The following is an 18,738-nucleotide window of genomic DNA, read 5'->3' on the forward strand; positions in this document are numbered from 1 at the left end:
CACCTCCCCTCACCCCTCACCGCACAGCACACCGCTGCAACGAGGCCTTTTGTCACGAACGGTGACGGATGCCTTCGCAGCGGCGTGTCTTCTCACTAGCGGTGACGGATACAGAACTGCATGGAGGACGTGATGCGAACGGGTGAGGGATGCTCGATCAACGGCACCGTCGCACGCTTCCAGGCACCACGAAGGCCGGTGGGAAGAATCCCACCGGCCTTCATTCGGTTCCGGTTCAGCGCCTCAGCGCGAACCGACTGCCGCAAGTCGCAGACTCACAGCGCAACCTGGTGCGGCGAAGTCGCCGCTCAGGCGTCGTCTTCTGCGATCAGGCTTCTGCGAGCTGACGCAGAACGTACTGCAGGATGCCGCCGTTGCGGTAGTAGTCGGCTTCACCCGGGGTGTCGATGCGGACGACGGCGTCGAATTCGACCTTCGTGCCGTCTTCCTTCTCGGCGGTGACCTTGACGGTCGCCGGGGTCTTGCCCTCGTTGAGCTCCGTGACGCCTTCGATGGAGAAGGTCTCGGTGCCGTCGAGTCCGAGCGAATCAGCGGATTCGCCGGCGGGGAACTGCAGCGGCAGAACGCCCATGCCGATGAGGTTCGAGCGGTGGATGCGCTCGAAGCTCTCGGTGATGACGGCCTCGACGCCGAGCAGCTTCGTGCCCTTGGCGGCCCAGTCACGCGAGGATCCCGAACCGTATTCCTTGCCACCGAGGACGACCAGCGGGGTGCCGGCGGCCTGGTAGTTCACGGAGGCGTCGTAGATCGTCGTCTGCGGTCCGCCCTCCTGCGAGAAGTCGCGGGTGAAGCCACCCTGGACTCCGTCGAGGAGCTGGTTCTGCAGACGGATGTTCGCGAAGGTTCCGCGGATCATGACTTCGTGGTTGCCGCGACGCGAGCCGTAGGAGTTGAAGTCCTTGCGCTCGACACCGTGCTCGACGAGGTACTTGCCGGCCGGGGTGTCGGCCTTGAAGGAACCTGCGGGCGAGATGTGGTCGGTGGTCACCGAGTCGCCGAGCTTCGCGAGCACGCGGGCACCCTTGATGTCCTTGACGGCTTCAGGCTTGAGACCCATGCCGTCGAAGAAGGTGGGCTTGCGCACGTAGGTCGACTCGTCGTCCCACTCGAAGACCTTGCCTTCGGGGGTGTCGAGCTGCTGCCAGCGCTTGTCACCGTCGAAGATGCGACCGTATTCGTTGTCGAACATATCGGTCGAGATCGACGAGGCGATGACTGACTCAACCTCTTCAGGCGAGGGCCACAGGTCGGCCAGGTAGACGTCGACGCCTTGCGAGTCCTTGCCCAGGGGCTGGTTCTCGAAGTCGAAGTCCATGGTGCCGGCCAGCGCGTAGGCGATGACCAGCGGAGGCGAAGCGAGGTAGTTCATCTTCACGTCCGGGCTGATGCGGCCCTCGAAGTTGCGGTTGCCCGACAGGACTGCGGTGACCGAGAGGTCGTTGTCCTGGATGCTGTTCGAGATCTCCGCATCCAGCGGACCGGAGTTGCCGATGCAGGTGGTGCAGCCGTAGCCGACGATGTAGAAGTTCAGCGCTTCGAGGTCCTCGATGAGGCCGGCCTTGTTGTAGTACTCGGTGACGACCTTCGACCCCGGTGCGATCGAGGTCTTGACCCACGGCTTCGAGTTGAGTCCGCGCTTGCGGGCATTGCGTGCCAGCAGGCCCGCGGCCATCATCACCGAGGGGTTCGAGGTGTTCGTGCAGGAGGTGATCGAAGCGATCGCCACGGCACCGTTGGCCAGCTCGAACGACTCACCGTTGCCGGTGGTGACGTCCACAGACTTCGACTCCTCGCCGGGAGCGGCGTAGTTGTGGATGTCCTTGGCGAACTGGTTCTTGGCATCGGAGAGTTCGATGCGGTCCTGCGGGCGCTTCGGTCCCGAGATCGAGGGCACCACGGTGGACAGGTCGAGTTCGATGTACTCGGAGTACTCGACTTCGTTCTCCGGATCGTGCCAGAGTCCCTGCGTCTTGGCGTAGTCCTCGACGAGCTGGATCTGCTCTTCCGAGCGGCCGGTGAGCTTGAGGTAGTCGATGGTGACTTCGTCGATCGGGAAGATCGCGGCGGTCGAACCGAACTCGGGGCTCATGTTGCCGATGGTGGCGCGGTTGGCCAGCGGCACCTCGGCGACGCCCTTGCCGTAGAACTCGACGAACTTGCCGACGGCTCCGTGCTGGCGCAGCATATCGGTGATCGTGAGCACAACGTCGGTCGCGGTGACACCCGAGGGGATCTCACCGGTGAGCTTGAAGCCGACGACGCGCGGGATGAGCATCGACACGGGCTGGCCGAGCATGGCGGCCTCTGCCTCGATGCCGCCGACGCCCCAGCCGAGCACACCGAGGCCGTTGACCATCGTGGTGTGCGAGTCGGTGCCGACCAGTGTGTCCGGGTAGGCACGGAGGACTCCGTCGACCTCGCGCGGCATGACCACGCGAGCCAGGTGCTCGATGTTGACCTGGTGGACGATGCCCATGCCCGGAGGCACGACCTTGAAGTCTTCGAATGCGGTCTGGCCCCAGCGCAGGAACTGGTAGCGCTCACCGTTGCGCTGGTATTCGATGTCCATGTTCAGTTCGACGGCATCGGCGGTGCCGAAGCGGTCGATCTGCACCGAGTGGTCGATGACCAGCTCGGCCGGAGCCAGCGGGTTGACCTGATCCGGGCTGCCACCGAGCTCGACGACCTTCTCACGCATGGTGGCGAGGTCGACGATGCAGGGCACACCGGTGAAGTCCTGCATCACCACGCGGGCCGGGGTGAACTGGATCTCCGTATCGGGTTCGGCATTGGGGTCCCAGCTGCCGAGGGCTTCAATATGTTCCGAAGTGATGTTTGCGCCGTCTTCCGTGCGCAGCAGGTTCTCCAACAGCACCTTGAGGCTGAAGGGAAGCTTCTCCGACCCTTTGACCTGGTCCAGGCGATAGATCTCATAATCCTTATCGCCCACGGTCAGGGTGCTCTTCGATTTGAACGTATCGACGTTGCTCATCGTGATTCTCCTGTTTCATCCGACACTCATCCAAGAAACCGGGCCCGTCCGACTCGGCGGTCGAACCCTTGCATCACGCACCGATTTACGCGACACATGTGTTTCCAAAAGTATCTTGACGTCAAGATAAATTCTATCGCATTTGAGGGGCTTTGACCACCATGGCACACGGAGGTGCGAAACCCTGCGATCGGGTTTTCCGCAGGCCCTCGTGCGGTCATCACCAGGGCCGCGGCCGGGTCGCGCGGCCTAGCCTGGACAGCACACTCAAAGCAGCAGCGCACTCGCCTGCCACCCCCGAGGAGATCCCATGGACCCGTTCACACTAGGCGCCGGATTCGGCTTCGGCGCACTGCTCGTCGGCATCATCTTCGCCGTCGTCTGCAGCTCATTCGCGAAGGAGAAGGGCCGGTCGGGCGGCTGGTGGGGCCTGTGGGGCTTCCTCACGACGTTCATCGCCCTCATCGCGCTCGTCCTCCTCCCCCGCCGCTCGGTCACCGCCTGAGGTCACCGGTCGGTCACCGCCGGAGCACGGTGACCGTCTCCAAGTGCGAGGTCAGCGGGAAGAGGTCGAAGCCGGTGAGGCTCTCGATCGCGAATCCCCCGCCTGTGAGAGCCGCGAGGTCCCTGGCCAGCGTGGCCGGGTCACAGGACACGTAGACCAGGGTGCGTGCCGCTGATTCGATGATCGCCGAGGTGGCTTTCCTCCCGGCGCCCGCCCGTGGCGGGTCGAGGATGATGACGTCCGAATCGGGCAGTCGGGCTCGATCCACGCTGAGAGCGAGGAATCGGGACTCGAGATCGGCGGCATTGTCTCGAGCATGAGCAATGGCTGTCTCCACCCCTTCGACCCCGAACAGGGGCGCTCCGGTGGCCCGGGCGGCAGTGATGCCGAGGAGCCCGACCCCGCAGTAGAGGTCGGTGATCGCCGCGACATCGGCAGGCAGGGCTGTGACGACCTCCGAGCTGAGCAGTGCGGCCGCATCCCGATGGACCTGCCAGAAGCCGTCGGCGCCGACGGTGAAGTCACGACCGTCGACCGTTTCGGTCAGGGTGTGGTCTCCACGGATCACGCGCAGGGCGGGAGCGGGCGCATGGGAACGACCGCGACCACGGGGACGACCTCCGCGACCACGACCATGACTCTGCTCCGGTCCGGCCGCCTCGGCGAGGAGGGAGAACGACGTCGGCAGCCAGGACTCGATCTCATCGAGGACCTGCGCAGTGGGCCGACCACGGACGATGAGCGCGCCATGGTCGCCGGCCCACGCGAATTCGAGTCGGCGGACTCCGGGCACACGCAGGCTGAGGAGGTCGAGGTCGTGCAGCGCTCCGGCGGCCAACGGTGGGGTGGTCACGGGGATGACCTCGTGCGATCTGGGGGCGAGCATTCCGGCACGGCCCTCTTCGTCGACGGCCAGCTGCACGCGGGTGCGCCAGTCCGTGCCGTCCGTCTCGCCCGGCGCGGGAAGCACCTCGGCGGCGCAGTCGATATGTCCGATGCGCTGAAGCTGGGCATTGAGCACCTCGGCCTTGAGCGCGCGGGAATGGGCGAGGTCGACGTGGGCGAATTCCATTCCGCCGAACCCGGCCGAATCCGGCACGGCCCCAGCACCGGGGCCCGCAGCGAACCCCGCACCGGAACCGTCGGCAGAATCACCGGGAACATAGTCGAGACGACGATCGGGGACGCGGTGAGCCGAGGCCTCGATCACCTCGGTGACGGCGGCGCGAAGAAACCGGGCGGGCGGTCCTGCCTCGGTGCGAACTCGGACCTTCTCACCGGGCAGGGCCCCGGAGACGAAGACGACCTGACCGTCGTGTCGGGCGATGGAGGTGCCGCCGGCCGCCGGTGCCTCGATGTCGAGGGTGAGTTCCTGGGCGGGAACCGAAGTGTCGCTCATGCGTGTTCTAGGCCTGTCTGTACAGCGAGGTGTCGGAATCGGGTCCGTCTCCGCCGTACTGTCGAGAGAAGGATTTCAGTCGCCAGGGTACGGAGACCACGACGACGTTGGGCACCAGCAGCAGTCGGGTGCGCAGTTTGAGAGCCACCTGGTTGTGCAGGATGTGCTCCCACCAGCGACCGACGACGAACTGCGGGATGTAGACGATGACGAGGTCCCTGGGCGACCTGCGGCGGATGGCGAGGATATGGGCGAGCATCGGACGGACGAGTTCGCGGTACGGCGAGCCGAGCACGGTCAGCGGCACCGGCAGCTCCATCTCGTTCCATCGTTTCTGCAGACCGGCCGCGGCCTCTTCGTCCACGGCCACGGTGACGGCTTCGAGCTGACTCGACCGGGTCACCCGGGCGTAGGAGAGGGCCCGCATCGTCGGTTTGTCGATTTCGCTGACGACGACGATGGCGTGGGTGTTCGACGGGATCGTCCGTGAGTTCACGTCCGCGTCGGGGGCGAGCTCGCGGGCCACCCGCGAATAGTGTCGGTGGATGGCGCCCATGACGAGGTAGAGTCCGGCCATGGCGGCGACCGCCAGCCAGGCGCCGGCGAGGAACTTCGAGACGATGACGACGATGAGGACGCCGGCGGCGAGCACGCAGCCGACGGCGTTGACGACCTGGTTGAAGTGCATGCGCATCCGGGTCTTCGAATCGATGACCAGGCGCAGCCGTTTGCGCCAGTGCAGGACCATTCCCGCTTGGCCGAGGACGAAGCTGGCGAAGACCCCGACGAGGTAGAGCTGGATGAGCACCGTCGCCGAGGCGGACGTGGCGACGACGAGGACGATCGCCGCTGCGGCCAGCAGCAGGATGCCGTTGGAGAAGGTGAGTCGATCGCCCTTCGTCGCCAGCTGCCTTGGCAGGAATTCGTCGCGGGCCAGCCGAGAGGCCAGTCCGGGGAACCCCTCGACCGCAGTGTTCGCAGCGGCGATGAGCACGAGCGCGGTGATGAGGACGACGATGAAGAACATCGCCGGCGCATTGTCGAAGATCGCGTGCGCCAGTTGCGCGAGGACGGGTTCCTGTTCGTATTCGGCGCTGACCGGGCTGCCGTCGCCGCGGACGAGATAGAGATGCGGGTCGTCGACGTATTTGATTCCGGTGGCCGACGCCAGATAGGTCAGCCCTGTGAGCATGAGGGCGGCGAGCAGTCCCGACAGCAGCAGGGTGTTGCCGGCGTTCTTGCCGCGCGGCTTCTTGAACGCCGGAACCGCCGTGGCCACGGTCTGCACGCCGGCCAGTGCGACGGCACCGGACGAGAACGCGCGCAGGACGATGAGGACGGTGGCCAGGCCGAGCGTCGCCTGATCGCCGATGTTGCTGTGCACGACCGTGTAGTCGGCGGTCTGGGCGTGCGGGGTGTCACCGAGCCCGACGCGGATGAGACCGACCGACATCGTGAGGAACACGGCACCGAGGAACAGGTAGGTCGGCACGGCCAGCAGCATCGGAGTGGCCCGGGAACCGCGCAGACCGGCGAAGCAGATGAGCAGGATGCCGACGATGGCCACGGGCACACGGTAGGGCGCGAGCATCGGGAACGCCGTGGTGATGTAGGCGGCGAAGACCGTCATCGACACGGCCAGGGTGAGCACATAGTCGACGAGGAGGGCCGCGGCGACGACGAGCCCGGCACCGGAGCCGAGGTTCTTCGAGGCCACCTCGTAGTCACCGCCGCCGGAGGGGTACGCCTTGACGTTGATGCGGTAGCAGGCGACGATCACGAGGATGACGATGCCGACGGCCACACCGATCCAGGGGGCGACGGTCAGGGCCACAAGTGACGTCAGCGACAGTGCCAGCAGGATCTCATCGGGGGCGTAGGCCACCGAGGAGAGCATGTCGGAAGCGAAGACGGGCATCGCGATGCGCTTCTTCAGCGCAGGCGCACGCCTGTCCTCACTGCGGAAGGGCCGTCCAACGAGTAGTCTTTTGACGGCATCAGAAAAACTGCTGGCCACGGCAACCAATGGTAGATCACTGCGGGAAGGATTACCCATGCACTTCGTGATTATGGGCTGCGGTCGAGTCGGGGCCTCCCTGGCCAAAGCCCTTGATGCGAATGGGCACTCCGTCGCAGTCGTCGACCGGGACCCCGACGCATTCCTCAAGCTCGGTCGGGATTTCAGCGGTTCGACGATCACCGGCGTCGGTTTCGACCGCGAGACTCTGTCCCAGGCGAAGACCGCCGAGGCCTTCGCCTTCGCCGCCGTCTCCAGTGGTGACAATTCGAATATCCTCGCCGCGCGTGTCGCTCGTGAGACCTTCGGGGTGAGCAATGTCGCCGCCCGCATCTACGATCCTGACCGTGCGCAGGTCTTCGAACGTCTCGGCATCCCCACGGTGCCCACCGTGCGGTGGACGGCCGAGCAGGTGATGCGCAAGCTCGTCCCGCAGGGGTCGATCACCGAATACCGTGAGCCCTCCGGCAACCTCGTCCTGGCGGAGGTGCATCTGGATCCTGGCTGGGTGGCCCGTCCGATCAAGGAGATCGAAACACGGACCAAGGCTCGGGTCGCCTATGTCACCCGCCTGTCCGAGGGCATCGTCGCCCACGATGATCTGCTCCTCCAGGACGGCGACCTCGTCCATCTCATGGCTCCGGTCGACCGCCTCGGCGAGATCGAACGGATCCTCGATCAGCCCGTGCGAACCGTGGAGGAAGAAGAATGAGGGTCATCATCGCCGGAGCCGGCTCCGTCGGACGTTCGGTGGCCAGGGAGCTGCTGGACAAGGACCATTCGGTCCTGCTCATCGACCAGAGCAAGGAGGCGCTGGGCCATGAGCGCATTCCGGGTGCCGAATGGCTGCTCTCCGATGCCTGCGAGCTCGCCGGTCTCGCCGAGGCGGGGCTGGAGGAGGCCGATGTCGTCGTGGCCGCGACGGGAGATGACAAGACCAATCTGGTGCTCTCCCTGTTGGCGAAGACCGAGTTCGGGGTGCCCAGGACGGTCTCGCGGGTGAACAATCCGAAGAACGAATGGCTCTTCGACGACAACTGGGGCGTCGATGTCGCCGTCTCCACTCCGCGCCTGATGACCGCGCTCGTCGAGGAGGCCGTGGAAGTCGGCGGCCTGGTCCACCTCATGAGCTTCGAACGCGGGCAGGCGGGCCTGCTCGAGTTCACAGTGCACGAGAACGCCGAACTCGTGGCCGAGCGCGTCGGTGGGATCACCTTCCCGCTCGATACGGTGCTGGTGGCGATCATCCGCAATTCGCGGGCGTTCGCTCCGAGCGCCGATGATGTCATCGAGGCCGGAGACGAACTGTTCTTCCTCTCCTCCCCCGATCAGGAGCCGGCGCTGCTAGCGCTGCTGCAGGAGACTGCGAAGGCCGACGAGAACGCAGAGGGCTGAGCCCGGTCGTCTGCGGCCGAGATCGTCAGTTCTGCGGCCGACGGCCGCCCGGCCCCTCGGGACGGTCAGTCGTCGGAGTCGTCGCGGGTCTGCAGGAGTTCGTAGACGGGATTGTGTGCGGTGAGCACTCCGTCCTTGCCGCAGAACCGTCCTTCTAAGACGATGAGGGACCCGGGACGGATGCCGCTGATCTCCCGGCGTCCGAGGAACTGGGCGCGGGCTTCGCCGGTGCCGTCGGCGACGGTGATGTCGAGCCTGGGGCTGTCGGCGCTGCACGACTGAGTGGTCGCTGAAACGACTCCGGCGATGCGTGAGGTCTTTCGCGCCTCCAGCTCTTCGACCGGAATGACCCCGGGGATCTGGCTGACCAGTCGCAGATCGGCCCGGGCCTCGGCCTCACGGGATCCGAAGTCGCGCACGAGGCGAGGGATGAGGTTCCGCATCAGCGCTCAGCGGACCTCTGTGATCTCGGGGCCGCGTTCGAAGGGGTTGAGTTCGTCCTCGTCCTTCTTCTCCTCCGCCTCGTCCTGGTCGACCTGCGGTGCGGTCAGTGCGATGAGCTCGCGGGGAGCCATCGCCTCCTCACCGCGATCGACGACGACTCCGCGGAAGAGTGCGGAGAGTTCGGCACGCACCTCGTCATCGGTCACGGCCTTGCCGGAGAACACGGCGCGGACGAACCAGCGTGGTCCGTCGATGCCGGCGAAGCGCATGGCGCGTTTGCCGGGGCGACCGGATTCCGTCTTCGCCGGAACCTCGATGGCCAGCTCCTTGCCGAGAGAGGTGTGCAGCTCGGTCGATTCCCCACCCTGTTTGGTCACGGATTCGGCGAGCTGACCGCGCACCGTGTTCCACAGGCCCTCGGAGCGTGGTGTCGCGAACGCCTGCAGCTGGATGCCTCCACCGTCGTGGATGAGGGTGACGGCCAGCACGCGCTGAGAATCGTCGTCCGTGTCCAGGCGCACCTGCATGCCGTCGACGACGGGCACCTTGAGCGCGCCGAGGTCGAGGCGGTCATGCTCCGGGTACTCCTCGGAGATGTCGAAGGGGCCCTTCTCGGACCGGTCGAAGGGTGCGGACTTCTCCAGCCGCGCTTCTTCCTCGTCGACATCGTCATCGGACTCGGCCGCCTCTGCGGCGGACTCTGCCTCGTCGTCATCGGCGTCGTCGTCTGCACGATCGGCCGCCTCGGTGTCGGTGTCCTGAGCGTCGAGCTCATCGTCGTCGGCGCGGACGTCGTCATCGGTCGGTGTGGATTTCTTGAACCGGGAGAACAGTCCCATAAGTCCTCACTTCTCCTTTTCGCTGAGGCCGGCGACGATTCCGCCGGTGGATCCGAATCCCCCGGCGCCGCGGGCGCTGTCTTCGAGGGATTCGACGATGTCGAAGTCGGCGTGGGCGATCCTCTGGATCACGAGTTGGGCGATGCGGTCGCCGCGCACGACGCGCAGCGGTGTCTTCGCGTCGAGGTTGATCAGCGGCACCTTGATCTCGCCGCGGTAGCCGGCGTCGATGGTGCCCGGCGCATTGACGACCGTGACTCCGTGCTTGCTCGACAGGCCCGAACGCGGATGCACGAAGGCCGCATAGCCCTCTGGCAGGGCGATCGCGATTCCGGTCGGAACGACACGGCGCTCGAACGGTTCGAGCACGAAGTCGATCGCCGAATGCAGGTCTGCACCGGCGTCGCTCGCATGCGCGTAGCCGGGCGCGCTCATGCCCGCGTCAAGGAGCTGGAGGTTGATCTTCACGGTTTCCGTCACAAAGATGCACTCTAACGCTCCAGCCTGAGCGTGGCCAAACTTCTCGCTATGGGACAATGGCCGCATGGCAACAACTCAATCCGGAACCCACGTGGTCTATCAGGAGAAGGTCCGCCCCTCGGTCGGCATGTGGATCCTCGTCGTGGTGGCCGCTCTGTCCACGGCACTCATGGTCATGCCCGTCTGGCAGCTCGGCACCATCATCCTTCCCGTCGTCAGCTTCGTCCTCTTCGCCTGGTGGCTGAATTCGCTGACGCTGACGATCATCGTCACCGAACGACAGCTGTTCGTCGGCGAAGCTCATATCGACCGCACGTTCGTTCCGGGTGCGGTCGCCTTCGACGGCGAGGAGGCCCGGCAGGCCCGCGGTGTCGATCTCGACGCCCGCGCCTTCCTCAAGATCCGCCCGTGGGTGAAATCCGTCGTCCGCATCGATCTCGACGATGAGACGGATCCGACCCCGTACTGGCTCGTCTCGAGCCGTCACCCCCACAAACTAGCCGCCGCTCTCACCCCCTGATTACTACCTGACGGCGGCCCAGCAACCTCGCGCGAGGTTGCTGGGCCGCCGTCAGGTAGTAAGGGGAGAAGAACGGACCGCGACCCTTTCGAGGGTGCGGTCCGTTTTCGGGTTTTCGCGAAGAGAAGCGATTCAGCCTGCACAGTCTGTGCAGATGGGGACACCGCCTTCTTCGGTCGCAAGCTGAGAACGATGGCGGACCAGGAAGCACTCCATGCAGGTGAACTCATCGTTCTGCTTCGGCAGGACCCGAACGGAGAGCTCTTCGTTCGACAGGTCCGCACCGGGAAGTTCGAAGCCTTCGGCTACTGCAGTCTCGTCTTCGTCGATCTTGCTCGCCTGAGCCTGGGAACGCTGGGCCTTGAGCTGCTCGATCGAATCGCTTTTGATCTCATCGTCTTGCTTGCGAGGTGCGTCGTAGTCTGTTGCCATATGGCCTCATCGCTCTCTGTCCGGAGGGGGTGCCGAAGAGGAGCATCTTCTCCTCTTCCGAGATGTGTCCCCAGCATTGTGCACTGTATGCTTGCCGTTGGCAAGATGGAATGAGCACCTGATGCGGTGATTCTCGTCACCAGCTTGTCCGCATGGACGGAGCACACATAGAGTTCACGAAATGCTCTGCAAGAATGCTTGTGATGGACAGCACCGACAGCACGCTCTGTCGGTCGAATACCGGGCTCGTCCCCTGTGGAGGCGGCCCGAGGAAGGACGGATCCACAATGAGTGAATTCGCTGATCAGCTCGACACACGAATCGATGATGTCCGTCATCGCATTCACGAGGCCCGTTCCGCCGGTGACGACTTCCTCGTCGAAAATCTCATCGACGACCTGCAGAACCTGATGGAATTGGCCGGACGCAACGATGTCGACACCGGTCCCATCGCCGAGGTGATCCAGGCCGAGACGGGAGCCCTGCCGGTCATCCCGAGTCCCGACGACTACTGAGAGAACACACAGCAATGAACCCTCCCTCACCGATTCGGTGAGGGAGGGTTCATTCGTCTTCAGGACTCAGTTCGCCATGGCCCAGTTCGGATAGGTTGCACGTTCGATGCGGCCGCGGCAGCAGTCGATGCTGCAGGCTCCGCTGCCAGGCACCAGAGCCTTCGTCCCGGGCAGAGCCGGAACGTCGACGTCTTCCCCGCGCAGCTGAGCCACGCGCTCCTCGACGAGGTCGACGAGTCCCCTGACGAAGGCGTCATGAGTGCCGACGGTGTCGACCCGGGTGAAGTCGAGACCGAGCTCCTCAGCAGTCTCCTTCGCTTCGGTGTCGAGGTCGAAAGCGACCTCCATATGGTCGGAGATGAAACCGATGGGCACGAGCACGACACCGGTCACCCCCTCCTCGGCAAGTTCGGTCATCCGGTCGTTGACATCGGGTTCGAGCCAGGGCACCTCAGGTGAGCCGGAACGTGAGCAGTAGACGAGTTCGGACGGAACACGATCGGCCTCATCGATGCGCCCCATGAGGTGGTCGATGAGTTCTTCGTGCTGGGCCCGGTATCCGTTGGTGGTCACCTCTGAGGCGTCCTGCATGACGTTCGGGATCGAGTGGGTGACGAAGAGGATCCGGTGCTTGGTCGAATCGATCTGCCCGACCTTCGACCGGAAATCGGCGAGGCCGTCGGCCAGGCAGTCGGCGCAGGCGTCGGCGTAGCCGGGATGGTTGTAGAACTGACGGATCTTGTCGATCGAGACGGTGAGACCCTCGTCCTTGAGCGTGTCGATCGTCTTCGCGAAGTCCTCACGGTACTGCCGGCACGACGAGTAGGAGGAATACGCGGAGGTGTCGATCGAGAGGAACTGCGTGGCACCGTCCTGTGCCAGCTTGCGCACCTCGTCGGTGAGATAAGGATCCCAGTTGCGGTTGCCCCAGATCAGCGGGGTCTCGATTCCGCGGCGATCGAGTTCGTCGCGCAGCGCGGCCAGCAGCGCCTTGTTCTGATCGTTGATCGGAGACTTGCCTCCGAAACCGAAATAGTGCTCCCCCACCTCCTCGAGCCGTTCCTCGGGAATCCCGCGGCCGGCGGTGACGTTGCGCAGGAATGGAACCACTTCTTCTGGGGCCTCCGGTCCTCCGAATGACATGAGGATCAGGGCGTCGATGGGTGCAGTCGTATTCACCTTCCCGATTTTACAGACTGTAGAGCCGCTCGGCCCGCTGTCCGCACAGTGAGCCGCGCCCACTCACGGTGCAGACGCCGACCGGAGGGTCCGACGCCCACCCTCGCCGGTGTCGTGGCGACGCCGGCGGCGTGGTGGCGACGCTGTCGGAGCCGACGCGCAGGTTCTCCTTTCGCACATTTCTCTCACGTGCGTGGCCGGTCTCACAGAATCACCCCGCCGGCTCCCGATCCGCCCCGTGATTTCGCGACTCGCGCGGAAATCTGCCCGGCACGACGCGCCGAACGTGACACGATGCTTCTGAGACGCGACAAAGGAGCTTAAGGCAATGCGTGAACTGATCTTGAACGGAGTCAACGCAGACGGCACACATCTGCTGTTGAACGACGAGAACGGGCTTCAGTACCGAGTCGTCCTCGATGAGGCTCTCTTCGCCGCGGTCCGCAGGGACCGCTCCCACCCCAAGTCCGAGACTCCCGTGCGCCCGAAAGAGATCCAGGCCATGATCCGCGGCGGCATGGACGCCGAGGAGGTCGTGGCCGCCACCGGTGCCGACATCGAATACGTGCGCACTTACGAAGGTCCGGCGATGGCCGAACGCGAACGCACCGCCTACCTCGCCAGCCGCCATCCCATCTATTCCGATCATGATCCCAACGGTGAACCGACTCCGCTCATCGAGCTGTGTCAGGAACGCCTGGCGATGCGCGACGTCGATATCGAGACGATGGAGTGGGATTCCTGGAAGCAGCAGGACGGCAACTGGTACATCCAGCTCAGCTTCACCGCCGCTGATCGTGTCCGCACCGCCAGCTGGCATTACTACCGCCGTTCGCTGACACCGATCGACGATGAGGCGAAGTGGCTCGCCGATTCCGGTCCCACCGACACCGGACCGATCCCGAACTACGGCAGCGGGGCCGAACGACAGAGGAACACCGAGGAGGTCGATGTCCTCCCGGCGACCGATCAGTCGTCCGCGTCGATCGCCGCCGACGGACCGGTCCGGCCCACCGCCGGTTCGGCGCCGTCGCAGCAGGCCCGCGATCATCAGGCCGAAACCGGCCGGATTCTGGAGAATCTGCGCAAGCGCCGCCACGCCGAGGAAGAGCCGCGGACCCGTCTGCGTGCAGTCACCGAGGACCCCGAGACTCACCCGCAGGGAGCGCACACCGCTCCGGGCCAGCCCGAAGCCGCCACCGATGACGAAGTCTTCGCCTTCGAAGATGCGGTTGCCTCGGCTGAGGAACCGCAGGAGCCGACCGAGAAGGTCGGCGTCTTCGACGACGAGAATCAGCTCTCCCTGCTCAATGAGCCCGGAGTGAGCGATCATGACGACCAATTCAAGGACTCCGCCTCGGCGAAGGATCCGAAGCCGAAGTCGAAGAAGAACTCGCGTGCCTCGATCCCGAGCTGGGACGAGATCATGTTCGGGTCGAAGCGGGACTGACCTCAGACTCTCGAGTGTTCGCCCTCGGGATCGCGTGAGCCGAGGTCCGCTGCACCCGGTTCGACCGTGCCCAGGTCGACGACCTCATCGCCGTCCGAGATCAGTCTCCTGTCGTGGGTGACCATGACGACCGTGCGGTCGCCCAGGCTCCCACGGAGATCGTCGATGAGCAGCCGAGCCGTCTCATCGTCCAAGTGCGCTGTCGGTTCGTCGAGGACGATCACATCGGCTTCGGTCAGCAGGGTTCTGGCCACCGCCAATCGCTGTCGCTGACCGCCGGAGATCTCCGCTCCGTGGTCGCCGACCCACCGTTCGAGCCCCTCTGCGTCGGCCCAGTCGCTCAGCCCTGCCGCTCTCAGCACGGAGATCATCTCGTCGTCCCCGGGGACCGACCGCCCGGCGAGTGCGAGATTGCCGCGCACTGTGGAGCGGAAGACGTGTGCCTCCTGAGGGCACCAGGCGATTCGGCCGACGAGGTCTTCGGGTGAGCAGGTGAGCATATCGTGGTCGGTCCCGCTCCGGTCACGGGCACGGTAGCTGCCGGACCAGGGGTCGAGGAACCGCAGGAGCACGCTCAGGCTCGTCGTCTTACCGGTTCCGCTGTCACCGCACAGCACGGTCCAACTGCCGCGTTGAGCTCTCAGGTCCAGTCCTGCGACGACAGCCTGATCGTCCCATCCGACGGTGATCTCATCGAATTCGAGGGCGTCGACGCCGACGAGCTCGACCGGGCCAGAGCGGCGCGACGAGTCGTCGCTCTCGCCGGTCGTCGTTCCGGCAGCAGGAGCCTGCACTTCGACGTCGAGTCCCGAGTCCTCGGCTTCGCGGTCCGCCGCACTGTCCGCATTGGGCAGACAGTCCAGTGCCGACCCCAGGGCGGGCAGCTGGCGGAACGCTTCGAGTGCCGAAGCGAACACTTCGCCCAGGCCCAAGGCCATGAGGGAGAGCACCGCGACGATCTCGGTCGGAGCATCCGTGGACACCGCCAGGATGACTGCGGTGGTGAACGTGCTCAGCTGCAGCCACAGTTGGGCGAGCCCGAAGTTGCGGGCAGAGGCCTTCTGCTTCTTCTCGAGGTCGGCCTCCAAGTCGGCCAACAGGCCGAGGACCGCAGAGTCGACCCGGTTCGTGCGCAGGTCGTCCTTTGCGTACAGAGCGCGAGTGAGCACGGACAGGATCCGGTTGCGGTCCTCCCTGATTCCGTACGCCAACCGGCTCTCTGCCCGGATGACGAGAATCGGGACGATGACGAGGTTGACGGCGCCCACCAGGATGAACCAGACCAGTGACCTCACGTCGAGAAGTGCTGCGGTGATGCTCACGCCGATGACGACCATGGTGGAGACGAAAGGCGGGAACAGAGTCCGGGGCACCAGGTCGCGGACGTCGTCGGCGTCGGCGACCATGGCGCGCAGCGCCGAATCCGAGGTCAGCAGCCGCCGATCACTCATGCCGACGCGCTCGAAGTGCTCCCACAGCCGTGTGCGCAGTTTCGTGAGCGCGGCGAAGATCGCCGAGTGGAGTCTCAGCCGACTGGCGTAGAGCAGCACGGAGCGGCTGAGTCCGAAGAATCGCACACCGACGATGGCGACCATGAGCAGCATGATCGGCGGCTGGTACGAAGCTTCGACGATGAGCCATGCGGAGACGGCAGTCAGAGCGATGGCCGCGAGGCTGGACGCGCAGGCGGTGAGCGCGGCCACCAGCATGGTCGGGGTGAACAGCGGCAGGCTCGAGCCCAGTATCGACCAGCGACGTCGCAGTGCAGCTGTCCAGGACTCGCCTCCGGAGTGCTGCGTCGAGACATCCGGGTGCCGCTCGACGTCGGACCGAGGCCCGGGCTCGCTGCCCGAACCCGTCCGTTCCGCCGGAGCGGGAACTTCAGTCCGCGCCCTTGTTGCAGGAACCTCGGCGGCGTCGGTTCGGGCCTGATCCGCGATCACGGTCGACTTTGATTCCGCTGGTGCACCGTTCTCTGCCGCTTCAAAGTGCGTCTTCTCCGGGCGGATCTCTGTGTCGGCCAGCGCGCGAACCTGTTCGTCATGGCTGGCGAGGATCACGCGGTGGGTGGCGGCCGCCTCGGCGATCATGTCGATGACGATGGCGGCATTGTCGGCGTCGAGGTGGGCGGTCGGTTCGTCGAGGACGAGCAGCTCGGCCCCGTCACCGAGGCGGTGCCGCACTCGCACGAGGGCCAGCCGACGCTGTTGGCCGGGGCTCAGCGCCGCCGTCTGCACACGCAGATCGGTGGGCAGTTCGGCGGCGGACAGGGCCGTCTGAGCTTGGTCGTCGTCGAGTCCGAAGAGTGCCAGTTCGGCGCCGATGGTCTCGGCGAACATGCGTGGAGCCTGCGGCACGTAGGCCGCGCTCATCGGATCGGCGGTGGTGTGCGCGTCGGCAGGCAGACTGCCGACCAGCGCACCGAGCACGGTCGACTTGCCGGTTCCGGACCGGCCGCTGATCGTCGTCACTCCCGGCCGGGTGTCGATGTCGCCCGACCAAGTGATGAGTGTGCCGTCGGCATAGTGAACCCACTGGCCCCCCGGCCAGCCGAAGGCATCGAGCGCGCGTGCCCCCGCAGCCGCCGACGGCGTCTCCGCATCTGCCGACCGTGTCTCCGACAGCAGCGACCGGGCTCTCTCACGAGCTTCGCGTCCGTTCTCGCTCGCATGATAGCCGGCCCCGAGCTCCCGCAGAGGGATGAAGCATTCGGGCGCGATGAGCAGGACCAACAGGCCATCGCCCAGCTCCATCGACCCGTTGACCAGGCGCAGACCGATGACCACGGCCACGAGCGCCACCGAGATCGTGGCGATGAGCTCGAGCGCCAAACTGGAGAGGAACGCGATGCGCAGCGTCGTGAGGTTCGCCTGATGGTAGCGCTCCCCCAGTTCCCGCAGCCGGCGCGCGTGATCGCGAGAACGGCCGAGGCCGATGAGGACGGGCAGCCCCTCGGCGAGTTCGGCCAGGTGATCCGACAGCCGTTCCAGAGCCGTCATGGTCTCCGAGGTCGACTCTGCCGTGTAGCGGCCGATGAGCACCATGAACATCGGCACCAACGGCAGGCACACCGCGATGATGACCGCCGAGAGGACATCGCTGAAGACGATGCGCACCAGCAGCACGATGGGCACCACCGCGGCCGCGGTCAGGGCCGGCACCACCGTGGTGAAGTAGTCATCGAGATCGTCGATTCCGCGGGTGACCGTGACCGCCGCATTCGTCCGCGGGCGTCCCCGTCCGCGCAGCAGACCGGAGAGGATCGAGCGCCGCAGACCCTGTTTCGAAACGGCTGCCAGGCTGGTGCCCAGACGGCGGTCGAGCCAGAGTCCGCCGCCGCGCAGCAGCGCGCCGAGGGCGCCGAGGACCACCCACAGCCCGGGCGCGCTGTGGCCGATGATGGCTCTCACCAGGGCTTCGGCGATGAGGACGATTCCCACCGACCGGCACAGGGCGGAGAGCACCGACAGTGCCAAACCCCGCCGACCGGTGGGCAGCTCGAGCAGGATCGACAGGGGTGAGCTCACGATCGGATCGCCACCGGCAGCTTGTGAGCTTCGGGGATGTGGGTCTCGGCGATGCGGCCGAGGAACATCCGGTAGCTGAAGATCTGGTAGGCGATGATGATCGGCAGGATCACGATCGTCACGATGAGCATGACGTTCAAGGTGTAGTCCGACGAGGATGCCGCAGCGATCGTCAGCGAGTTCGCCGGGTCGATCGTCGAGGGCAGGACGTTCGGGAAGACACCGGCGAAGACGGCGGTCAGACCGGCGATGAGATAGATCCCGTGCAGGATGAAGGCGCGCTTCTCGGCACCGGCGCGGACCGCGACGAACGCGAAGATGAGAGCGACGATCGCAACGAGCACCGGCACGATGAGCCAGGTCCGCTGGGTGATCGAGGAGGCGAACCAGATGAGGAACGGAATCGCGGCCGGCAGCATGATCCGACCGGCCCAGCGCCGCGACCGCGCCCGGACCTCGCCCTGAGTCTTGAGACCGAGGAAGATGAGCCCGTGGGCCAGGGAGAAGCCGAGCCCGCCGAGTCCGCCGGCGAGAGCCGGCCACGACATCCAGGCGAAGGCACCGCCGATCATGTCGCCATGATCATTGAGCGGCAGCCCGATGGTCGTCAGTGCGAGCATCGCACCGATGCAGAAGGCTGTTCCGGCCGATCCCACGGCCAGAGCCCAGGTCCAGAAGGTCTTCCACCTCTCCGAGTGCCCTTTGCCGCGGTATTCGATGGCCACGGCGCGGAAGATCAGCGCGAGCAGGCAGATGGTCAGTGGAATGTAGAGCGCGGAGAACAGCGAAGCGTACCAGTGTGGGAAGGCGGCGAACATCGCTCCGGCCGCGGTGATCAGCCAGACCTCGTTGCCTTCCCAGACCGGACCGATCGAGTTGAGCAGAACGCGCTTGCTGCGTTCGCTGCGGCTGAGGAAGGGCATCATCATGCCCACGCCGAGGTCGAAGCCGTCGAGGAACAGGTATCCCATCCAGAGCACGACGATGAGGACGAACCAGATTGTGGCGAGGATTTCCATCGTG

16 protein-coding genes are annotated in these 18,738 nt (G+C 65.4%); 6 read left to right on the forward strand and 10 right to left on the reverse strand.

Annotated elements, in window-relative coordinates:
• Positions 1 to 328 precede the first annotated feature (328 nt).
• The gene (gene acnA / locus AC239G_RS10940) at positions 329 to 3,013 is read right to left on the reverse strand and encodes an aconitate hydratase AcnA (RefSeq protein WP_487488839.1); all 2,685 of its coding nucleotides are present in this window, start codon (positions 3,011 to 3,013) and stop codon (positions 329 to 331) included.
• A gap of 310 nt (positions 3,014 to 3,323) precedes the next feature.
• Between acnA and AC239G_RS10945 the strand changes: the two genes are divergently transcribed.
• Positions 3,324 to 3,518: a hypothetical protein gene (locus AC239G_RS10945; RefSeq protein ID WP_101546980.1), complete on the forward strand. Its 195-nt coding sequence runs from the start codon at positions 3,324 to 3,326 to the stop codon at positions 3,516 to 3,518.
• Between the two features lie 13 nt (positions 3,519 to 3,531).
• On the opposite strand, the gene AC239G_RS10950 is transcribed toward AC239G_RS10945, so the two are convergent.
• Entirely contained in the window at positions 3,532 to 4,917 is a 1,386-nt protein-coding gene (locus AC239G_RS10950) for a class I SAM-dependent RNA methyltransferase (protein WP_487488840.1), read from the reverse strand.
• A 7-nt stretch (positions 4,918 to 4,924) separates the two neighbouring features.
• Entirely contained in the window at positions 4,925 to 6,835 is a 1,911-nt protein-coding gene (locus AC239G_RS10955; RefSeq protein WP_172170309.1) for an APC family permease, read from the reverse strand.
• Positions 6,836 to 6,971: 136 nt separating this feature from the next.
• Between AC239G_RS10955 and AC239G_RS10960 the strand changes: the two genes are divergently transcribed.
• Positions 6,972 to 7,646: a potassium channel family protein gene (locus tag AC239G_RS10960; RefSeq protein WP_101546977.1), complete on the forward strand. Its 675-nt coding sequence runs from the start codon at positions 6,972 to 6,974 to the stop codon at positions 7,644 to 7,646.
• Positions 7,643 to 8,329 carry a potassium channel family protein gene (locus tag AC239G_RS10965; protein WP_139908226.1) on the forward strand — a complete coding sequence of 229 codons (687 nt, stop codon included), beginning with the start codon at positions 7,643 to 7,645 and terminating at the stop codon, positions 8,327 to 8,329. Before AC239G_RS10960 ends, AC239G_RS10965 begins: the two co-directional genes overlap by 4 nt.
• 65 nt (positions 8,330 to 8,394) lie before the next feature.
• On the opposite strand, the gene AC239G_RS10970 is transcribed toward AC239G_RS10965, so the two are convergent.
• Genes AC239G_RS10970 through dut form a run of 3 tightly spaced genes read right to left on the reverse strand, consistent with a single transcriptional unit; the run spans position 8,395 to position 10,092 of the window.
• Complete coding sequence (locus AC239G_RS10970; RefSeq protein WP_139469793.1) at positions 8,395 to 8,772, reverse strand: OB-fold nucleic acid binding domain-containing protein; 378 nt, start codon at positions 8,770 to 8,772, stop codon at positions 8,395 to 8,397.
• Between the two features lie 6 nt (positions 8,773 to 8,778).
• The gene (locus AC239G_RS10975) at positions 8,779 to 9,612 is read right to left on the reverse strand and encodes a DUF3710 domain-containing protein (RefSeq protein ID WP_487488841.1); all 834 of its coding nucleotides are present in this window, start codon (positions 9,610 to 9,612) and stop codon (positions 8,779 to 8,781) included.
• 6 nt (positions 9,613 to 9,618) lie between these two features.
• On the reverse strand, positions 9,619 to 10,092 hold the full coding sequence (dut, locus tag AC239G_RS10980) for a dUTP diphosphatase (protein ID WP_229664113.1): 474 nt from the start codon (positions 10,090 to 10,092) through the stop codon (positions 9,619 to 9,621).
• A gap of 64 nt (positions 10,093 to 10,156) precedes the next feature.
• Between dut and AC239G_RS10985 the strand changes: the two genes are divergently transcribed.
• Positions 10,157 to 10,612, forward strand: coding sequence for a DUF3093 domain-containing protein (locus AC239G_RS10985; RefSeq protein WP_139469790.1), 456 nt, complete (start codon positions 10,157 to 10,159; stop codon positions 10,610 to 10,612).
• 132 nt (positions 10,613 to 10,744) lie between these two features.
• Here the strand turns inward: AC239G_RS10985 and AC239G_RS10990 are convergent, their stop codons facing one another.
• Positions 10,745 to 11,044 carry a DUF4193 domain-containing protein gene (locus AC239G_RS10990; protein ID WP_135541258.1) on the reverse strand — a complete coding sequence of 100 codons (300 nt, stop codon included), beginning with the start codon at positions 11,042 to 11,044 and terminating at the stop codon, positions 10,745 to 10,747.
• A 287-nt stretch (positions 11,045 to 11,331) separates the two neighbouring features.
• Between AC239G_RS10990 and AC239G_RS10995 the strand changes: the two genes are divergently transcribed.
• Positions 11,332 to 11,559, forward strand: coding sequence for a hypothetical protein (locus AC239G_RS10995; RefSeq protein ID WP_139469789.1), 228 nt, complete (start codon positions 11,332 to 11,334; stop codon positions 11,557 to 11,559).
• Between the two features lie 66 nt (positions 11,560 to 11,625).
• Here the strand turns inward: AC239G_RS10995 and AC239G_RS11000 are convergent, their stop codons facing one another.
• On the reverse strand, positions 11,626 to 12,738 hold the full coding sequence (locus tag AC239G_RS11000; RefSeq protein ID WP_376907200.1) for a ferrochelatase: 1,113 nt from the start codon (positions 12,736 to 12,738) through the stop codon (positions 11,626 to 11,628).
• A 328-nt stretch (positions 12,739 to 13,066) separates the two neighbouring features.
• Between AC239G_RS11000 and sepH the strand changes: the two genes are divergently transcribed.
• Positions 13,067 to 14,188, forward strand: a complete 1,122-nt coding sequence (gene sepH, locus AC239G_RS11005; RefSeq protein ID WP_487488842.1) for a septation protein SepH — start codon at positions 13,067 to 13,069, stop codon at positions 14,186 to 14,188.
• Positions 14,189 to 14,190: 2 nt separating this feature from the next.
• Here sepH and cydC read toward each other — a convergent pair whose 3' ends face one another.
• Both cydC and cydB read right to left on the reverse strand, forming a co-directional pair.
• Positions 14,191 to 17,715 carry a thiol reductant ABC exporter subunit CydC gene (gene cydC / locus AC239G_RS11010; protein ID WP_487488843.1) on the reverse strand — a complete coding sequence of 1,175 codons (3,525 nt, stop codon included), beginning with the start codon at positions 17,713 to 17,715 and terminating at the stop codon, positions 14,191 to 14,193.
• On the reverse strand, positions 17,712 to 18,734 hold the full coding sequence (gene cydB, locus AC239G_RS11015; RefSeq protein ID WP_139469785.1) for a cytochrome d ubiquinol oxidase subunit II: 1,023 nt from the start codon (positions 18,732 to 18,734) through the stop codon (positions 17,712 to 17,714). The genes cydC and cydB overlap by 4 nt, the downstream gene beginning before the upstream one ends.
• Positions 18,735 to 18,738 lie beyond the last annotated feature (4 nt).

The sequence above is a fragment of the Brevibacterium sp. Lmc1 genome (assembly GCF_057654315.1).